This window comes from Isoptericola sp. NPDC057653, from assembly GCF_042799955.1.
Lineage (GTDB): Bacteria > Actinomycetota > Actinomycetes > Actinomycetales > Cellulomonadaceae > Isoptericola.
This window is the reverse complement of the sequence record NZ_JBHVHP010000001.1, coordinates 255181-272079: the sequence shown is the minus strand read 5'-3', so window position 1 is coordinate 272079 and position 16899 is coordinate 255181. Positions and strand designations below refer to the sequence as shown.

General features: G+C 75.9%; 15 protein-coding genes. 7 read left to right on the top strand and 8 right to left on the bottom strand.

The features are described from left to right. Positions 1–56: 56 nt before the first annotated feature. The gene (locus ACFU9A_RS01190; RefSeq protein WP_430573431.1) at positions 57–452 is read right to left on the bottom strand and encodes a DMT family transporter; all 396 of its coding nucleotides are present in this window, start codon (positions 450–452) and stop codon (positions 57–59) included. Position 453: 1 nt separating this feature from the next. Then, positions 454–768, bottom strand: coding sequence for a DMT family transporter (locus ACFU9A_RS01185; protein ID WP_430573430.1), 315 nt, complete (start codon positions 766–768; stop codon positions 454–456). 112 nt (positions 769–880) lie between these two features. Here ACFU9A_RS01185 and ACFU9A_RS01180 point away from each other — a divergent pair, with 112 nt between their 5' ends. After that, positions 881–1453: a TetR/AcrR family transcriptional regulator gene (locus tag ACFU9A_RS01180; RefSeq protein WP_430573429.1), complete on the top strand. Its 573-nt coding sequence runs from the start codon at positions 881–883 to the stop codon at positions 1451–1453. Between the two features lie 9 nt (positions 1454–1462). On the opposite strand, the gene ACFU9A_RS01175 is transcribed toward ACFU9A_RS01180, so the two are convergent. The 4 genes from ACFU9A_RS01175 to ACFU9A_RS01160 form a co-directional block, all read right to left on the bottom strand. Continuing rightward, positions 1463–2065, bottom strand: coding sequence for a TetR/AcrR family transcriptional regulator (locus ACFU9A_RS01175; protein ID WP_430573428.1), 603 nt, complete (start codon positions 2063–2065; stop codon positions 1463–1465). Positions 2066–2117: 52 nt separating this feature from the next. Continuing rightward, complete coding sequence (locus ACFU9A_RS01170) at positions 2118–2858, bottom strand: ABC transporter ATP-binding protein (RefSeq protein WP_430573427.1); 741 nt, start codon at positions 2856–2858, stop codon at positions 2118–2120. Then, positions 2855–3994 carry an ABC transporter permease gene (locus ACFU9A_RS01165; RefSeq protein WP_430573426.1) on the bottom strand — a complete coding sequence of 380 codons (1140 nt, stop codon included), beginning with the start codon at positions 3992–3994 and terminating at the stop codon, positions 2855–2857. Before ACFU9A_RS01165 ends, ACFU9A_RS01170 begins: the two co-directional genes overlap by 4 nt. A 141-nt stretch (positions 3995–4135) precedes the next feature. Next, complete coding sequence (locus ACFU9A_RS01160) at positions 4136–5149, bottom strand: DUF5937 family protein (RefSeq protein ID WP_430573425.1); 1014 nt, start codon at positions 5147–5149, stop codon at positions 4136–4138. 59 nt (positions 5150–5208) lie between these two features. On the opposite strand from ACFU9A_RS01160, the gene ACFU9A_RS01155 reads away from it, so the two are divergent. The 5 genes from ACFU9A_RS01155 (at position 5209) to ACFU9A_RS01135 (ending at position 10777) form a co-directional block, all read left to right on the top strand. Further along, on the top strand, positions 5209–6486 hold the full coding sequence (locus ACFU9A_RS01155; RefSeq protein WP_430573424.1) for an MFS transporter: 1278 nt from the start codon (positions 5209–5211) through the stop codon (positions 6484–6486). A 120-nt stretch (positions 6487–6606) separates the two neighbouring features. Beyond that, a complete protein-coding gene (locus tag ACFU9A_RS01150; RefSeq protein ID WP_430573423.1) occupies positions 6607–7584 on the top strand; it encodes a CorA family divalent cation transporter in 978 nt (325 codons plus the stop codon). A gap of 92 nt (positions 7585–7676) precedes the next feature. Next, positions 7677–8402, top strand: a complete 726-nt coding sequence (locus ACFU9A_RS01145; RefSeq protein WP_430573422.1) for a response regulator transcription factor — start codon at positions 7677–7679, stop codon at positions 8400–8402. Positions 8403–8408: 6 nt separating this feature from the next. Then, entirely contained in the window at positions 8409–9791 is a 1383-nt protein-coding gene (locus ACFU9A_RS01140) for an ATP-binding protein (RefSeq protein ID WP_430573421.1), read from the top strand. Then, positions 9788–10777, top strand: coding sequence for a TAXI family TRAP transporter solute-binding subunit (locus ACFU9A_RS01135; protein WP_430573420.1), 990 nt, complete (start codon positions 9788–9790; stop codon positions 10775–10777). Before ACFU9A_RS01140 ends, ACFU9A_RS01135 begins: the two co-directional genes overlap by 4 nt. A 25-nt stretch (positions 10778–10802) precedes the next feature. Here the strand turns inward: ACFU9A_RS01135 and galE are convergent, their stop codons facing one another. Together galE and ACFU9A_RS01125 are read right to left on the bottom strand one after the other, a co-directional pair. Next, positions 10803–11906 carry a UDP-glucose 4-epimerase GalE gene (galE, locus tag ACFU9A_RS01130; protein WP_430573419.1) on the bottom strand — a complete coding sequence of 368 codons (1104 nt, stop codon included), beginning with the start codon at positions 11904–11906 and terminating at the stop codon, positions 10803–10805. Positions 11907–11996: 90 nt separating this feature from the next. Next, positions 11997–14291: a HelD family protein gene (locus ACFU9A_RS01125; protein ID WP_430573418.1), complete on the bottom strand. Its 2295-nt coding sequence runs from the start codon at positions 14289–14291 to the stop codon at positions 11997–11999. 478 nt (positions 14292–14769) lie between these two features. Here ACFU9A_RS01125 and ACFU9A_RS01120 point away from each other — a divergent pair, with 478 nt between their 5' ends. Then, positions 14770–16827: a heavy metal translocating P-type ATPase gene (locus ACFU9A_RS01120; protein ID WP_430575320.1), complete on the top strand. Its 2058-nt coding sequence runs from the start codon at positions 14770–14772 to the stop codon at positions 16825–16827. Positions 16828–16899 lie beyond the last annotated feature (72 nt).

The following is a 16899-nucleotide window of genomic DNA, read 5'->3' as shown; positions in this document are numbered from 1 at the left end:
ACGGCCGCGCGGGTGGACGTCGAGACCCCCGGGGCCGGTGCCCCGGGGGTCTCGTGTCAGTCGCCGGCCGGCCCCGGCCGGTCGGAGCGGTCGGCCTTGTCGCCGACCAGCTTGAGGCCGATGGCGCAGCCGATGATGCCGACGAGGAAGAGGGCCTTGAGGAGCGACGCCGTCTCGGTGCCGGTGAGCATCGCCCAGGCGACGGTGAGGGCCGCGCCGATGCCGGTCCAGATGGCGTAGGCCGTGCCGATGGGGATGTGCTTGGCCGCGTAGCCCAGGCCGAGCATGCTCAGCGACAGGGCGACGACGAAGACGATGGTGTCGGCGGGGACCGTGAAGCCACGGCTCGCGTGCAGGGCGGTGGCCCAGACGGCCTCGAGGACCGCGCTGGCCAGCAGCACACCCCAGGCCACCGAGGTCGGGCTCTTCCTCGCGCTCGGGCTCGTGCTCATGTCAGCTCACCACCTTGAGTCCCACGACCGACCCGACGAGGCCGACCAGCAGCAGCGCCCGCGCGACGGTCAGCCGCTCGTCGCCGCGCACGATGGCGACCAGCACGGTGAGCACCGCGCCGATGCCCACCCACACCGCGTAGGCGGTGCCCACCTCGATGGTGAGCATCGCGTGGGCCAGGCCCCACATGCTCAGCGCCAGGCCCACGACGAACACCGTGGTCGGCACCGGGCGCCGGAAGCCGTGCGAGGCGGCGAGCGCGGTGGCCCACACCGCCTCCATGACGCCGGCCAGGATCAGGATCAGCCAGTCCACGGCCCTCACTCCTTCTCGGTCGGGAAAGCTCGGATGATGTCGCGCCATGTTTTCGCACGACCGTGCGAACAAAGTTCTATCACACCTCGCACGACTGTGCGAACATGGGCGCGTGCCCCAGAGACTCGACCGTGACGAACGCCGTCGCCAGGTGTCCGAGGCCGCGTGGCGCGTCCTCGTGCGCGACGGCCTCGAGGCGCTCTCCGTCCGCAACGTCGCCGCCGAGGCCGGCCTGCCGCAGAGCTCCCTGCGGTACACGTTCCCCACCGTCGCGAGCGTGCGCGAGCGCGCCGTGTCGCTCGTCGTGGAGCGGCTGCGCGAGCGCGTCGACACCGTCGACGTCGCCGCCCCCGGCGGCCCGCGCGCCGTGCTGGCGCAGCTGCTGCCGCTCGACGCCGAGCGGCGTACGGAGATGGAGGTCTACCTCGCCCTGGGCACCGCGGCCCTCACCGACCCGACCCTGCGCGACGGGCACCGCGCCGCCCAGGACGCGATCCGCGACGTGTGCGCCGCCGCGCTCGCCGCCCTCGCCGGCCGACCCGCCGCCGAGGTCGAGGTGCGCGAGCTGCACGCGCTGGTCGACGGCCTCGCGCTGCACGTCGTGCGGCAGGACCCCGACGCCGACCCCGCGTGGGCGCTCGACGTGCTCGACGCGCACCTCGCCCGGGCGGGGACCTGGCGCTGACGGCCCGGGTCAGCCCTGCGCGGCGGGTGCGGCGTGGCCCGCCCGCTCGGCGAACGGCGCCACCAGCTGCTCCACGCCGGCCCACGCCTCCTCGAGGGGGGCGCCGGCCTCGATCATCCGCGACGCGGTGTTCACGACCGCGTTGAGGAGCTCCGCCGTCCTGGCGGGCTGGGGCACCTGGAGCGCCCGCAGGGTGTCGATCAGGGGCCGCAGGAGCTCGTCGTGCATGGACCGCACCCCCTGGGCGACCGCCGCCGCCGGCCCGACGTCGGCGAGCGCGGTCGCGAGCGCGTGCTCGCCCGCGGCCACCAGCTCGAGGTTGGCCCGCGCGTACGCGAGCACGCGGGAGCCGCCGTCGTCGGCCGCGTCCATGGCGTCGGCGACCGTGGCCGCCCACCGGGGGAACACGTCCTCCACCATGGCCTGCAGCAGGTCGTCCGCCGAGCGGAAGTACTGGTAGACGCTGGGGCGTGCCAGGCCGGCCCGCTCGGCGAGGGCGGTGAACGTCGGGGGGCGGCCCGTCTCCGCGAGGATCGCCCGTGCCGCGTCGAGGAGCGCGCGCTGCTGTGCCGAGCGGTGCTCGGCGACGGTGGGTGCGCTGATGCGCGGCACGGCTCCTCCTGCGGCAGGGCGCCCCGGGCCGCGTGGGCCCGGGGCGCGACGGTCAGTCGACCAGTCTCCCATCCTCCATCCGGACCACGCGGTCGCAGTGCTCGAGCACGTCGTGGTCGTGGGTGACCATGACGGTCGCGACGCCGTGGTCGTGCGTCTCCGCGGCGAGCAGTGCGACGACGTCGTGGCTGCGTGCGCGGTCGAGGGCCGCGGTCGGCTCGTCGACGAGGAGCAGCGCGGGCGCGGTGACCAGGGCCCGCGCGATCCCCACCCGCTGGCGCTCGCCGCCCGAGAGCTCGTGCGGACGGCGGTCCGCCTTGTGGCCCATCCCCACCTGGTCGAGGAGCTCCTGGGGCGACCGCGTGGTCCGTCGCCGCGCGCGGGCACCCGTGACGTGCAGCGCGAACCGCAGCTGGTCGACCGCCGTGAGCGCGGGCAGGAGGTTCCCGGACTGGAACACGAAGCCGATCCGGTCGCGGCGCAGGTCGGCCTGCCGGGCGGCCGGGAGCGAGGACACGTCCGCGTCGTCGACGAGGACGGTGCCGGAGTCCGGACGGGTGAGCGCCCCGGCCACGGCCAGGAGGCTCGACTTGCCGGCGCCCGACGGCCCCACGACGGCGAGGAGCTCGCCCGGCGGGACGGCGAGGTGGACGCGGTCGAGCGCGGTCACGGTGGAGTCGCCGTCGCCGAGCCTCAACGTGACGTCGGTCAGCCGGAGCCCGCCCGCCACGGGGGCTGCCGTCTCCGTGGCGGCCGCCACGGAGGAGGTCGTGGGCGTGGTCGGGTGCGTCATCGTTGTCCTCCGAGCGCGGTGAGCGGGTCGATGCGGGCGATGCGGCCGACGGCGACGGCGGCGCCGACGAGCCCGAGCCCCACGAGGAGCGCGGCGGCGGCGGCGACGGGCCCGGCCTCCAGCGAGAACGGCATGGGCGTGGACGTGAGGAACGCGCCGAACCCGACGCCGACCGCGAGCCCGACGACGGTCGAGCCGACGAGGACGACGGCGGCCTGCCCGAGGGCGTCGCCCACGAGGTAGCGGGTGGAGGCGCCCATCGCGCGGGCGACGGCGATCTCGTGCTTGCGCTGGATCGTCCAGACGGTGAAGAACGCGCCCACGACCAGGGCCGAGATGGCGTAGAGGAACGTCTGGATCAGGTCGAGGGTGAGCGTCTCGGCCGTGAACCCGGGGGAGGAGTCGAACGAGTCCGCGAGCGGGACGGCCGTCGTGCCCGCGGCGTCGTCACCGGCCGCGAGGTCGATCGTGGCCCCGTCCTCCGCGCGGAGCGCGACGGCGGTGGCCTCGTCGTAGGCCTCGGGCCGGACGTCGGCGCCGGGCTCCGCGCCGGCATGGATCTCCTGCCAGGTGGCGAGCGGCACGTAGGCCACGTCGACGTGCCCGAACGTGTGCTGGCCGTCCAGGACGCCCACGATCGTCAGGTCGGTGCCCAGGCGGTCGATCGTCACCGTGTCGCCCACGCCGAGGCCGAGGTCCGTCACCGTGTCGCTGACGACGATCCCGTCGGGCCGGCCGAGGCCGGTGCCGTCGAGGAGGGCGTCGGGTGCCGGGGCGAGGAACGAGTCCGCCTCGACGCCGAAGAGCGCGAGGTCGACCGCCTCGCCGTCGGGGCCCTCCGCGTTGACGAGCTGGTTGCCGAAGAGGGCCGCCTCCCCGACGCCGTCCTGCTCGGACCAGGTGTCGGCCTGGCCCCGGTCGACGGTGCTGCGGGAGAAGGCGGAGTCCGCCGCGGTCCCGTCGTCGAACGCGAACGCGGTGACCGGGAGGTTCTTGAGCCCGGAGACCCCGTCGTTCACCAGGCCGGAGGACAGGCCCGAGAGGATGACGACCAGGATCGCGACGAGTGCGACGACACCCCCCATCAGGCCGAACCGTGAGCGCGCGAACACGAGCTCGCGCCACGCCAGAAACATGCGTCTCCCTTCCGCGGCGGCACCAGTTGCCGACGCACCGTTGGGACGATACCAACGGTGCGTCGGGAACATTGGCGACGGGGGGTCGCCGGCGTGTGACATGGGTCATGCGGGCGTGTCGCCGGTGGTGGCGGAGTCCGGTCAGCGCGGCGGGCCCACCAGGGCGTCGCCGACCTCCGAGCGCAGGTACAGCACGGACCGTCCGGCGCGGGCGGACGTGAGGAGGCCCACGTCGCGCAGCACGCGCAGGTGCTGGTTCACGGCACTGGTCGTGACGTCGAGGCGGCGCGCCAGCTCCGTGGAGGACGCGGGTCGCTCCAGCGCGGTGAGCAGCCCGGCCCGCGCGCGCCCCAGCACCGCCACGAGCGCGTCGTCCGCCACCTGCCGCTCCGCCTGCCACAGCGTGCCCGTGCCGCGCGCGCCGTACATGATCACCGGCGGCTCGGCGGGCGAGATCGGAGCCGACGCCCCACGGGTGAACAGCGTGGGCACGAGCGTGAGCCCCACGCCCGCGGTGGCGCGGCGGAACGCCGCGTTGAGGGTCCCCAGGCGGACGCTGACCACGCCGTCGGCGAACGAGACCCGCGGGGACAGGTCGGCGAACATCGCGCCCGCGCCGTGCGCCGAGATCACGGTGCCGCGGTGCACGACGTCGGCCTGCAGCACCGCGCGCATCCGCGGCCAGGCCGGGGCGAAGCACGCGTCCCAGTAGCCGGAGAGCGCGTCGAGGACCCGCCGCCGCACCGCCGGGAGCGGCCCCCGCAGCGCGGCGGGCAGCCCGCCCGGGTGCACCGCGTCGAGGTCGTGCGCCACCACCGCGTCGTCGACGGCGGCCACGGCGGCCAGCTCGTCGTCGATGCGGGTGAGCGGGCTGCCCGGGCGGGGCGTGAGGTAGTCCGGCGTCCACATCGACTCGTTGGTGAGCGCCAGCAGCATGTCGCCGTCGAGCGACGGCCGCGCCTCCTCGACGCGGCGCAGCCACGGCAGGTGGACGGGGTAGCGGCCCGGGTCGCGCCACGCGCGCAGCGACAGGACGAGCTCGTTCAGCGGGGAGACGGCGAACCGCACGTCCGCGAGGTCCATGCCGGCGAGCTCGTAGTGCATCCAGCCCATGCGTGCCTCCGTCGCCGCGGGCCCGTCCCGCAGGGTGAGCATAGATGTAGCGTTCCGCTACATCCGTTCTGCCCCGGCACCGGGTGCCGCCTACTGGTGCCGTGCTCCGGACCCTCCTCCCGCGCAACCCCGTCGCGCGCGCCCTCACCTTCTCGACGATGGCGCTCGCGGCGTCGAACGGCGTCTTCTACGCGGTCTCCGTCCTGTACTTCACGCGGGTGGTCGGGCTGCCCGCGGCCACGGTCGGGCTCGGCCTGGGGATCGCGGGCGGCGCGGGCGTGCTCGGGGCGTTCCTGGCCGGGCGCTGGTCCGACCGGCAGGGGGCGCACCGCGTGCAGGTGTGGGGCGTCGCCGTCCAGGCGCTGGCGCTGGCGGCCTACTCGTTCGCCGGCGACGCCCTGACGTTCACCGCCGTGGCGATCGTCGCCAGCGGCGCGCGCGGCGTGCACTCGACGGCGCGCCAGGCGCTGCTCGCCCGCTGGTTCACCGGCCCCGAGCGCGTCGACGTCCGGGCCCGCCTGCGCGTGGTGATGAACGTCTTCATCGGGCTGGGCACGCTCGCGGCCGCCGTCGCCCTGCTGCTCGACACCGCCGTGGCGTACCGCACCGCGATGGTCGCCACGGCCGTGCTGCTGCTCGCCGCGGTCGCGCCGCTCGCCGTGCTGCCCCGCCGCGTGCCCGACCTGGCCGCCCGCCTCCTCGCCGACCCGCCCGCCCCGGAGGGCGCCGGCGGCCTCGTCGAGGAGGCGCCCGCCCGCCACCCCCTGCGCGACGGCACGTACGTGGCGAGCGTCGTCCTCAACGCCGTCGTGGCCATGCAGTTCGGGGTCATGACCGTGGGCGTGCCGCTGTGGGTCGCGACCACCGACGCGCCCACGGCCGTCGTGTCCGCGCTGCTGGTGGTCAACACCGTGCTGGTGGCGCTGCTGCAGGTGCGCGCCTCCCGCGGCACCCACGACGTGCGGGGCGCGGGCCGGGCCGTGCGCCGCGGCGCCGTCCTGCTCGCGGTCGCCTGCGTGCTGTACGCGGCGGCCGGTCACGGCAGCCTCGTCGCGGCGACCGCCCTGCTGGTCCTCGCCGCCGTCGCGCACTCCCTCGGCGAGGTGGTGTCCGAGGCCGGCGGCTGGGGCATGGCCTTCGAGCTCGCCGACCAGCGTCGTGCGGGCGCCTACCAGGGCCTGTCCCAGACCGGCTACGCGCTCGCGGGCATGGCCGCGCCGGTCGTCGTGACGATGCTGCCCATCCGGTACGGCACCCCCGGCTGGCTCGTGCTCGGCGCGATCTTCGTCGCCGCCGGCGCCGGCGCGGCGGCCCTGGCCGCACGAGCCGCGCAGCGCCGGCCGGTCGTCGAGCCGGTCCCGGCCGCCAGCGTGGGGTGACATCGGCAGTTCAGGACGACGTCGGCAGTTCGAGCTGCCGTCGTGAGCGCGAACTGCCGACGTCGCCGCCCCGGGCGAGCCTGCCGTGCCGTCCGGCCCGCGGGGCCGGAGAATGCGGGGGTGACGGACGACGAGGGCCGGGCGGCGGGGCAGTGGTTCGTCGGGACGCACGGCCCGCCGGTGGACGCGCCGGACGACGAGCACCCGGCGCGCTGGGTGCACGTCACGGACAAGCACGGGTTCCTGGCGGCGGCCCAGGAGCTGGACCCGGCGCTGCGGGAACGGCTGGCGGCGGTGCACGCCGTCACGCGGGAGGTGCCGAAGCGGCCGACGGCGGCGGTGCGGTGGCTCGACGACGACTGGGTCGCGGTGCTCACGCCCACGGTCTGGTACACCGAGGACGACCGGCAGGTGCACACCGGCGAGCTCGGCGTCCTCGCCGGCCCGGACACGGTGCTCACGTTCGAGGCGGGCGGGGCGCAGGTGCACGACCGGGCGCTGGACCGCCTGCGCGGCCCCGGCCCGGCGCACGGGTCGGGCGCGCAGCGCGTGGCGCTCGCCGTGGTGCTGGGGCTGGTGGGCGTGGCGTCGGAGGTGGAGGTCGCGCTGGGCGACGCCGTCGCCGACACGGAGCGCCTCGTCTTCGACCGTTCGGTCTCCGACCCGGTGCAGCGGCTGTACGACCTCAAGCGCGAGATCACCGAGGCGCGGCGCGCGCTGCTGCCGGTGGCGGCCGAGCTGCCGGAGCTCACGGACGGCGACGGACGCCGGGTCGTCGCGGACCGGCGCCCGCTGGAGCGGGTCGCGACCACCGTGGAGCGGATCGACCGGCACCTCGACGCGCACGACGGACTGCTCTCCGACATGCTGCAGGTGCATCTCTCCCAGGTGTCGGTGCGGCAGAACGAGGACATGCGCAAGATCTCGGCCTGGGCGGCGATCCTCGTCTACCCCACGGTGATCGCGGGCATCTACGGCATGAACTTCCGCAACATGCCGGAGCTGCACTGGCTGCTCGGGTACCCGTTCGCGCTGGCGCTCATGGCGGTGGGTTGCGTGGTGCTCTACCGGGTCTTCCGGCGCGTCGGCTGGCTCTGACGCGCCGGTCCCGGGAGCCGGTCGGGCGGTGGGCACCGAAACGTTGCTCGGCTAGCCTGTGCGCTCCAGGCGCCCGAGGGAGGGACGGACACGTGCAGCTGCTGGTGGTCGAGGACGACGACCACGTCGCAGGCGCGCTCGTGTCCGTGCTCCGGCGGCACGGTTTCGAGGTGGTCCGCGCCCGCGACGGCGCGTCCGCCCTGCGCGAGGTCAGCCCCCGCACGGACATGGTGCTGCTGGACCTCACGCTGCCCGACATCGACGGCTTCGAGGTGTGCCGCCGCATCCGCCGCGTCTCGGACACCCCGATCATCATGGTCACGGCCCGCACGCGCCTCGACGCGCGCATCCAGGGGCTGGAGCTCGGCGCCGACGACTACGTGACCAAGCCCTACGACGTGCGCGAGGTGCTCGCCCGGATCGACGCCGTGCTCCGCCGCGGCCGCGGCCGCGAGTGGGACGGACAGCGCGCCGAGGCCCCCGACGCGCGCATCCGGGTGCGGGGCGTGGTGGTGGACCTGGCGCGGCGCGAGGTGCGGCGGGCGGCGGGTACCGTCGTCGAGCTGACGCGCAAGGAGTTCGACCTGCTCGCGCTGCTCGTGCGCCAGCAGGGGTCGGTCCTCACGCGCGAGCGCATCCTGCGCGACGTGTGGGGGTCGAGCTGGAAGGGCCTCGGCCGCACGCTCGAGGTGCACGTCGCCTCCCTGCGCCGCAAGCTCGGCGAGCCCGACCTGGTCGAGACGGTCCGCGGCGTGGGCTACCGGATGGTCGCGCCCGACGGCGGGGACGCGGCCGCGCCGCGCGGCGCGGGGGCCTAGACGTCGATGCGGAGCCGGCTGGCGATCATCCTGTTCGTGCCCTGCGTGCTCGTGCTCGTCCTGCTCGGCGCCGCGTACTCCGGCAACGTGGCGCGCGCCAACCAGCAGGAGGTCTACCTGGACCGGCTGGCCGACGCCGGCTACCTCGTGATCACGGCACGCCAGTCGCTCACCGCCGACGACCCGGCGATCGTCGCGGGCGACCTCAAGCGGTACCGCGACGTGTACGGGGTGGGGGCGGCCGTCCTCGACCAGTCGGGCGCCGTGTGGGCGTCCAACGGGCTCGACGCCGACGACCTGGACGAGCGGCACGCCGCGCTCGCGGGCCGGCGGGGCGAGGCGGCGCTGAGCACCCTGCCGTGGAAGGCCGACCGCATCGTCGTCGCCGAGCCCGTCTACGACGGCGGCGACCTGGTGGGTGCGGTCCTCACCGTCTCCGAGGCCTCGTCGGTCTCCCGCAGCATCTGGTCGAGCTGGGGGATCCTCGTGGCGGCGGGCCTCGTCATGTGCGTGCTCGCCGTCGTCATCGCGCACCGCACCGCGGGCTGGGTGCTGCGCCCCGTGCGCGCCGTCGACGCCGCGATGGGCGAGATCGGCCGCGGCCGCCTCGACGCTCGCATCCCGCCGTCCACCGGCCCGCCGGAGCTGCGCGAGGTCATCACGCGGTTCAACGCCATGGCCGCCCAGGTGGAGCACTCGATGCACCGCCAGCAGGAGTTCGCCTCCAACGCGTCGCACGAGCTGCGCAACCCGCTCAACGCGCTCATGCTGCGCGTCGAGGACCTGGCGCTCTCGGCGCCGGACGAGCACGCCACCGAGGTGGCGCACGTCCGCGCCGAGGCCGTGCGCATGGCGCACATCCTCGACGCGCTGCTGCTCCTCGCCGACGACGCGAACCTGGCCGCCGGCGCGCGCCCGGTGGACGTCGTGGAGCTCGTCGCCCGCCGCGTCGAGAGCTGGCGGCTCCTCGCCGTCGGCCGCCACCTCGCCTTCGACGACGCCCCCGAGGGCGCGTGGGCGGAGCTCAACGAGATCGCCCTGGAGTGTGCTTTCGACGCCGTGCTCGACAACGCGGTGAAGTTCTCGCCCGACGGCGGCCGCATCGACGTCACCGTCGGCGTGCCCGACGACGGCGACGCGGCGGGCATGGTCGAGGTCACCGTGCGCGACCACGGCGCGGGCGTGCCGCCCGAGGAGCTGGAGCGGCTGGCGGAACGGTTCTGGCGCTCGCCCGGGCACGGCACCGTCCGCGGCTCGGGGCTCGGCCTCGCCATCGCGTCGGAGCTGCTCGCCACCGGCGGCGGGGGACTGCGCCTCGCCCTGCCCGACGGCGGCGGCTTCGAGGTGCGGCTGCGCATGCCCGCGCTCGCGCCGGAGGCGGTGTCGTGAGCACCCGGCCGACGACGCGCCGCCCCCTGCTCGCGGCGCTCGCCGCCGCGCTGCTGGTCCTGCCGCTGCTCGCGGGCTGCGTGGGCGACGACGCGGCGGGCGACCCGTGGGAGGGGAACCAGCCCGACACGCTCACCGTGGCCACCGGCGGATCCACCGGCATCTACCACGCGTACGGCGTCGCCATCGCGAAGGTGCTCGAGGAGCGGTACGACCTGCCGGTCGAGGTGGACGAGACCGGCGGCTCCGTGGAGAACCTGCAGAGCCTCGACGCCGGCACGGCGCAGGTGGCGTTCAGCGCCGCCGACGCCGCCCGGGACGCCGTCGCCGGCGAGGGGGAGTTCGACGAGCCCCTCGACGTGCGCGCGCTGGGCCGCGTCTACGACGACTTCGTGCACCTGGTGGTGCCCGCCGGCTCCGACGTGCGCTCGATCGCCGACCTGCGCGGCAGGCGCGTGTCGCTCGGCGCCCCGCGGTCCGGCACGGCCCTCATCGCGCAACGCCTGCTCTCCGCCGCCGACGTGCCCCGCGCCGCGCTCACGGACACCAGGCTCGGCCTGGACGACTCGATCGCGGCCCTCCGGGACGGCGACATCGAGGCCTTCTTCTGGTCGGGCGGGCTGCGCACCCCCGGCCTGACGGCGCTCGCGGACGACGTGCCCGTGCGCCTCGTGCCCCTGGGGGACCTCGTCGAGGAGGTGCGCTCACGGTACGGCAGCGGCTACCGGCACGGCATCGTGCCGAAGGGGATGTACGGCTCGTCGGCCGCGGTCGAGACGCTCGCCGTGCCGAACTTCCTCATGGTGCGCGGCGACATGCCCGACGCCGAGGCCCGCACCCTGGTCTCCACCCTGTTCGACGCGCGGTCGCAGATCGCCGCCCAGGTGCCGTCGGCGGCGAACCTCGACCGTGTCCGCGCCATCTTCACCGACCCGGTCGAGCTGCACCCCGGCGCCCTGCGGTACTACCGCGAGACGAAGGACTGACGATCCCGGCCGCCCGCCGTCGTCCCTACCAGGAGGACGCGGCAGGCACGGCGGAGACGAGCCGCAGCCGGTGCCCGACGCCCCCGCGCCACGGCGTGGACGGGGCCAGCGCCGCCGGGTAGCCGCCGGGGTTGCGCTGGTGCCAGCGCCACAGGTCGAGGCAGATGTCCTCGATGCCGCGGGTGGCCCGCCAGCCCAGCTCCGCCTCCGCGCGGCCGGGGTCGGCGTACGACACGGCGACGTCGCCCGCCTGCCGGCCCGTGACCCGGTACGGCACGGCGCGGCCGGTGACGGACTCGAACGCCCGGACGACCTCGAGCACGCTGGTGGGCCGGCCGCTGCCGAGGTTCCAGGTGGACAGCTGCTGGTCCGCGTCGTCGAGCCCGGCCAGGGCGGCCACGTGCCCGGCGGCCAGGTCGTCCACGTGCACGTAGTCGCGCATCGCGGTGCCGTCGGGCGTCGGGTGGTCGTCGCCGTGCACGTCGAGCCGGTCGCGCGTGCCCGCCGCGGTCTCGGCGACGGCGGTGAGCAGCCCCGCCGCCATGCCCGGACGGTCCGGGCCGAGCGTCGCGGACGGGTGCGCCCCGGCGGTGGTGAAGTGGCGCACGACGCCGACGCGCAGGCGCGGGCCGGCGTCGGCCACGACGTCGCGCAGGATCTGCTCGTTCATCGCGTGGCTGCGGCCCACCGGGCCGGACGGGGCGAGGGGCGCGTCCTCCCGGTGCGGCAGGTCGCGGCCCTCCCCGTACACCGCGGCCGACGACGACACGACGAGCCGGTCGACGCCGTACCAGGCCATGCAGCGCAGCAGCGTGAACGTGGTGCCGAGGTTGGTCTCGTAGCTGTCCAGGGGCCGCACGCCGGGCGCCCCCGGGCGCTTGACGCCCGCGAGGTGCAGGACGGCGTCGAAGCCCTCGGCGTCGAAGAGCCGCTCGAGGGAGTCGATGTCGGCGCTGTCGAAGACGTGCACGGGGACCGGCCGGCCCGCCAGGATCTCCACCCGCTCCAGCGCGGCGGGGGCGCCCCGGGAGAAGTCGTCGACCACGACGACGTCGTGCCCGGCCCCGAGCAGCCGGAGCACGGTGTGAGACCCGACGTACCCGGCGCCTCCGGTCACCAGGACGCGCATGGGACTCCTCACCTCGGCGATCACGGCAGATGATGTCGCGCCGTCATCTTGCTGGCCGGTGCCCGGGGCGCGCAGTCGATTTGAGGAAGGTCAGAGGGAGCCCACCACCACCTGGCCGAGCTCCTGCGTGCAGCGCGTCAGCGCCACGTACAGCCCGTTCCAGCCGCGCGGCTCCGCCGCGATCCCGTCCGGGTCGACCACGACGGCGCCGTCCCACTCCAGGCCCTTCGCGTCCGTGGCGGACATCGCCGGCGTGCCGTCCGGCAGGGCCGCGCGGAGCCCCGCGAGCCGCGCGACGGGCGCGACCACCCCCACCGTGCCGCCCTCGTACCGCGCCGCCATACCGGTGACCGCGTCGGCGACCAGGGCCGGGAGCCCGTCCTCCGTGGTGGCGCGCCGCCACGGCGCGACGGGCGCGGAGCGGACCGCGCGCGGCGGGTCGTTGCGGCTCCCCGCGCGGCGCAGCACCGGGCCGGTGAGCTCCATGACCTCGCGCGGCGTGCGGTAGCAGATGGTGAGGTCGGCGCGCCGCCAGCGGTCGCCGAGGGCGTCGCCCACGGCCTCGCCCCAGTCCGTCTGGCGGTGCGCGGACGACGCCTGGTCGATGTCGCCCACCGCCGTCACCGACCGGGTGGGGCAGCGGCGCACCACCATGTGCCACTGCATCCCGGACAGCTCCTGCGCCTCGTCCACCACGACGTGGCCGTACGTCCAGTCCCGCCGCGCGGCCGCACGGCCGGCCACGAAGACGCCGTCCTCGTCGTCCGTGCCGTCGTCCCTGCCGTCGACGCTGGCCCGGGGGTCGTCCCGGCCGGCGCCGTCGTCCGCGGGCGAGCCGAGCAGCTCGGCCAGCGCGTCGAGCAGCGGGACGTCGCTGCTCGCCCAGCCGGCGGCGCCGCCCGCGGGCTCGGCGGCCACGCGCGCGACGTCCGCGTCCGTGAGACCGGACCCGGTGCCCGGGCCCGCGTGGGCGCGCAGCAGGTCGGCGTCGCCGAGCAGCCGGGTCAGCTCGTCGGCGGCGACGCGGCGCGGCCACCAGGCGTCGAGCGCCGCCGCGACGCCCCGGTCGGCGGCGACGCGCTCGCGCAGGGCGTCGAGGTCCGCGTCGGACAGCACGCCGTCGACGTCGGAGCCGGTGGCGCCGGTGTGCAGCGCGCGGTCGTCGGACCTCGCGAGCGCGGCGTCGAGCCGGCCGAGCACGTCCTCGAACCCCTCCTCCGCGCGGGCGAGCAGCTCGGCCTGGCGGTCGGCGACGGCGTCCGTGAGCAGGTCGTGCACCCGGTCCACGACGCGATCGCGGGCGCGGTGGTACGACCCGGCCCCCGCCGCCGCACGGCGGGCCGCGGCGAGCTGCGCGGCGGGCAGCAGGTACTCCTCGCCGTCGAGCACGAGGGCGAGCGGGCCGTCCGCGGGCTCGAGCGACGTGACGAACCGGCGCAGCGCGGGCAGCCACGCCGCCCGGCCCTTGAGCTCGGCGACGTCGCGGTCCTCCGCGCGCGTCGGGCGGACGCCCGGCACGAGCGTGTCGCACGTGGCCGAGACCACCGCCGTCTCCCCGAGCGCGGGCAGCACCTGCGCGATGTAGTCGAGGAACCGCATCGACGGGCCCAGCACCAGCACCCCGCGCTCCGCCAGGTGCGGGTGCGCGAACAGCAGGTACGCGACCCGGTGCAGCGCCACCACCGTCTTGCCCGTGCCCGGCCCGCCCTGCACCACCAGCGGGGTGCGGGCGTCCGCGCGCACGACGTCGTCCTGCTCCCGCTGCAGGGTCGCGACCGCGGTGCCCATACGGCCCGTGCGCCGCTCGTCCAGGGCGGCGAGGAGGGCGCCCTCGCCGACCAGGCCCGAGTCGTCGAGGCTGCCGTCGAGCGGCTCGTCGTCCACGCCCACCACCCGGCGGCCGTCCGTGCGCACGTGCCGGCGCCGCCGCAGCCCCTGCGGGTCCACCGGCGTGGCCGTGTAGAACGGCCGGGCCACGGGGGCGCGCCAGTCGACGACGAGCGGGTCGTCGTCCTCCGTGGCGCCCGGCAGGCCCACGCGGCCGAGGTGGCGCACCGACCCGTCGTCGCCGTCGACCCGGCCGAACACCAGGCCGTGGTCCGCCTGTCGCAGCTCCGACCGCCGCGCCCGCAGCCGGGCGACCCGCACGCGCGCCGCGACGTCCTCCGGTCGCGCCGCGGCGAGCGTCTCCTCCAGCTCGTCGAGCACCGTGGCGCGTCGTGCCCACGCCGCGTCGAGCGTCGCCTGCTCCTCCGCGACGGCGCGCGCCGCGGGGTCTGGAGCGGCTCCAGGGTCGGTTCTCGGGTCGACCGTCGGGGTGCTGCCGGGGCCGGTGGGAGCGGTGGCGGGCGTCGTGGGGGCGGTCTGCGGGGCGGGCTGGGGCACGGGACCTTCTTTCGTACGGCGTACGGCGGCCATCGCCCAACGCGGGCCCCCTCGGGATTGTTCCCCGCGGCGCAGGCCTGGCGCCGAACAGGGGGTTGTGCACGTTCTGGGCTCTCAGACGGTGCGCGATCGCCTGTTCGGCGTCCGCGGCCGCGGCGAACGCGCAGGTCGGAGGGACGGGCGGTCGGCATCGAGCCCTGGCGGAATACGTGGAGGGGGTATAGAGTTCCGAGCACGAGATACCCCCTAGGGGTATCAATCGAGTCGCGAACCATCCTGACGAGACGAGGATCGAGCCGTGGACCACACCACTCCCGACCAGCACTCGGGGCACCGCCGCCCCGACGACGCCGCGCGCGTGCTGGAGCACGGTCACGACGAGCACGCGGGCCACGAGGGCCACCCTGCCCATCACGAGCACGGGCACGACCACGCCGAGCATGCCGGTGCCGGCCACGACCCGCACGCGGGTCACGACATGGCGGGCCACGACGCGCACGCGGGGCACGACATGTCGGGCCATGGGGGCCACGGTGGTCACGGCGACCACGTGGGCCAGTTCCGCCGCCTGTTCTGGATCATGCTGGCGCTGGCGGTGCCCACGGTGGCGCTGTCGCCGATGTTCGCGATGGTGCTGGGCTACGAGCTCCCCGCCGCGGCGTGGGTGGACTGGGTGTCCCCGGTGCTGGGCACGGTGATCTACGTGTGGGGCGGCAAGCCGTTCCTCACGGGGGCGGTGTCGGAGCTGCGGGCGCGCAAGCCCGGGATGATGCTGCTGATCGGCCTGGCGATCACGGTCGCGTTCGTCGCGTCGCTGGGCGCCAGCCTCGGGGTGCTCGACCACCAGCTCGACTTCTGGTGGGAGCTGGCGCTGCTGGTCGTGATCATGCTGCTGGGGCACTGGATCGAGATGCGGTCCCTGGCGCAGACCACGTCCGCGCTGGACTCGCTGGCGGCGCTGCTGCCGGACGAGGCGGAGCGGGTCGAGGGGGACGGCGCGGACCAGCGCGTCGTCACGGTGCCGCCGTCGGACCTGCGCGTCGGCGACGTCGTCCTGGTGCGGCCGGGCGGCTCCGTCCCCGCGGACGGGCGCGTGGTGGACGGCCGGGCCGAGATGGACGAGTCGATGGTCACGGGCGAGTCGCGCACGGTGGCCCGCACGACGGGCGACGCCGTCACGGCGGGCACGGTCGCCACGGACTCCGGCCTGCGGGTCGAGGTCACCGCCACCGGTGACGACACGGCGCTCGCGGGCATCCAGCGGCTGGTCGCGGAGGCGCAGGCGTCGTCGTCGCGGGCCCAGCGGCTCGCGGACCGCGCGGCGGGCTGGCTGTTCTGGTTCGCGCTGGGCGCCGCGGTCGTCACCGCGATCGCCTGGACCGCCCTCGGGCTGCCGGACGACGCCGTCGTCCGCACCATCACCGTCCTCGTCATCGCCTGCCCCCACGCGCTGGGCCTGGCCATCCCGCTGGTGGTCTCCATCGCGACCGAGCGGGCGGCCCGCGGCGGCGTGCTCGTCAAGGACCGCCTGGCGCTGGAGAGCATGCGCACCGTGGACACCGTCCTCTTCGACAAGACCGGCACCCTCACCAAGGGCGAGCCGACCGTGGCCGCCGTGGCCGCGACCGGCGCGGCGCTCGACGGCGACGCCGTCCTGGCGCTGGCCGCCGCCGCGGAGGCGGACAGCGAGCACCCGCTGGCCCGGGCGATCGTCCGGGCGGCGGAGGCCCGCGGCCTCGACGTCCCGCGGGCGGCGGACTTCACCTCGTCGCCGGCGGTGGGCGTGGTCGCGACGGTCGGCGGGCACGAGGTCCGCGTCGGCGGCCCGCGCCTCCTCGAGGAGCAGGGCGCCGGCGAGGTGGCCGAGGCCGACGGGTGGCGCGGGGACGGCGCGATCATCCTGCACGTGCTGCGCGACGGCGTCGTCGTCGGCGGGCTGAAGCTCGCGGACGAGGTGCGGGCGGAGTCCGCGGAGGCGGTCGAGGCGCTGCACCGCCTGGGCGTGCAGGTCGTGATGATCACCGGCGACGCCGAGGCCGTGGCCCGGTCCGTGGCCGACGAGCTGGGCGTCGACCGCTGGTTCGCGGGGGTGCGGCCGGAGGACAAGTCGGCGCGCGTCGCGGAGCTGCAGGCGGAGGGCAAGCGGGTCGCGATGGTCGGGGACGGCGTCAACGACGCCCCGGCGCTCGCGCAGGCCGACGTCGGCATCGCCATCGGCGCGGGCACGGACGTCGCCATCGCCTCGGCCGGCGTCATCCTGGCCAGCGACGACCCCCGGTCGGTGCTGTCCGTGATCGAGCTGTCGCGGGCCAGCTACCGCAAGATGAAGCAGAACCTGTGGTGGGCGGCGGGCTACAACCTGCTGTCGGTGCCGCTGGCGGCCGGCGTGCTCGCCCCGGTCGGGTTCGTGCTGCCGATGTCCGTCGGCGCGCTGCTCATGTCGCTGTCCACCGTGGTGGTGGCGCTCAACGCGCAGCTCCTGCGGCGGCTCGACCTGCGGCCCGACGTCGCGACCCGGGCCGTCCTGGGTCGCTGAACGGCTCAGCCCGACCCGGCCTGTCCCCCCGACCGGTCGCCGAACAGGCGGTTGAGCACGGAACACGGACGC

Bases quoted from the DNA above. Each gene is read 5' to 3' on its own strand.
- ACFU9A_RS01120 (WP_430575320.1), top strand. From the start codon at position 14,770: ATGGCGGGCCACGACGCGCACGCGGGGCACGACATGTCGGGCCATGGG.
- galE (WP_430573419.1), bottom strand. From the start codon at position 11,906: ATGCGCGTCCTGGTGACCGGAGGCGCCGGGTACGTCGGGTCTCACACC.
- ACFU9A_RS01170 (WP_430573427.1), bottom strand. From the start codon at position 2,858: ATGACGCACCCGACCACGCCCACGACCTCCTCCGTGGCGGCCGCCACG.
- ACFU9A_RS01165 (WP_430573426.1), bottom strand. From the start codon at position 3,994: ATGTTTCTGGCGTGGCGCGAGCTCGTGTTCGCGCGCTCACGGTTCGGC.
- ACFU9A_RS01160 (WP_430573425.1), bottom strand. From the start codon at position 5,149: ATGCTCACCCTGCGGGACGGGCCCGCGGCGACGGAGGCACGCATGGGC.
- ACFU9A_RS01140 (WP_430573421.1), top strand. From the start codon at position 8,409: ATGCGGAGCCGGCTGGCGATCATCCTGTTCGTGCCCTGCGTGCTCGTG.
- ACFU9A_RS01190 (WP_430573431.1), bottom strand. From the start codon at position 452: ATGAGCACGAGCCCGAGCGCGAGGAAGAGCCCGACCTCGGTGGCCTGG.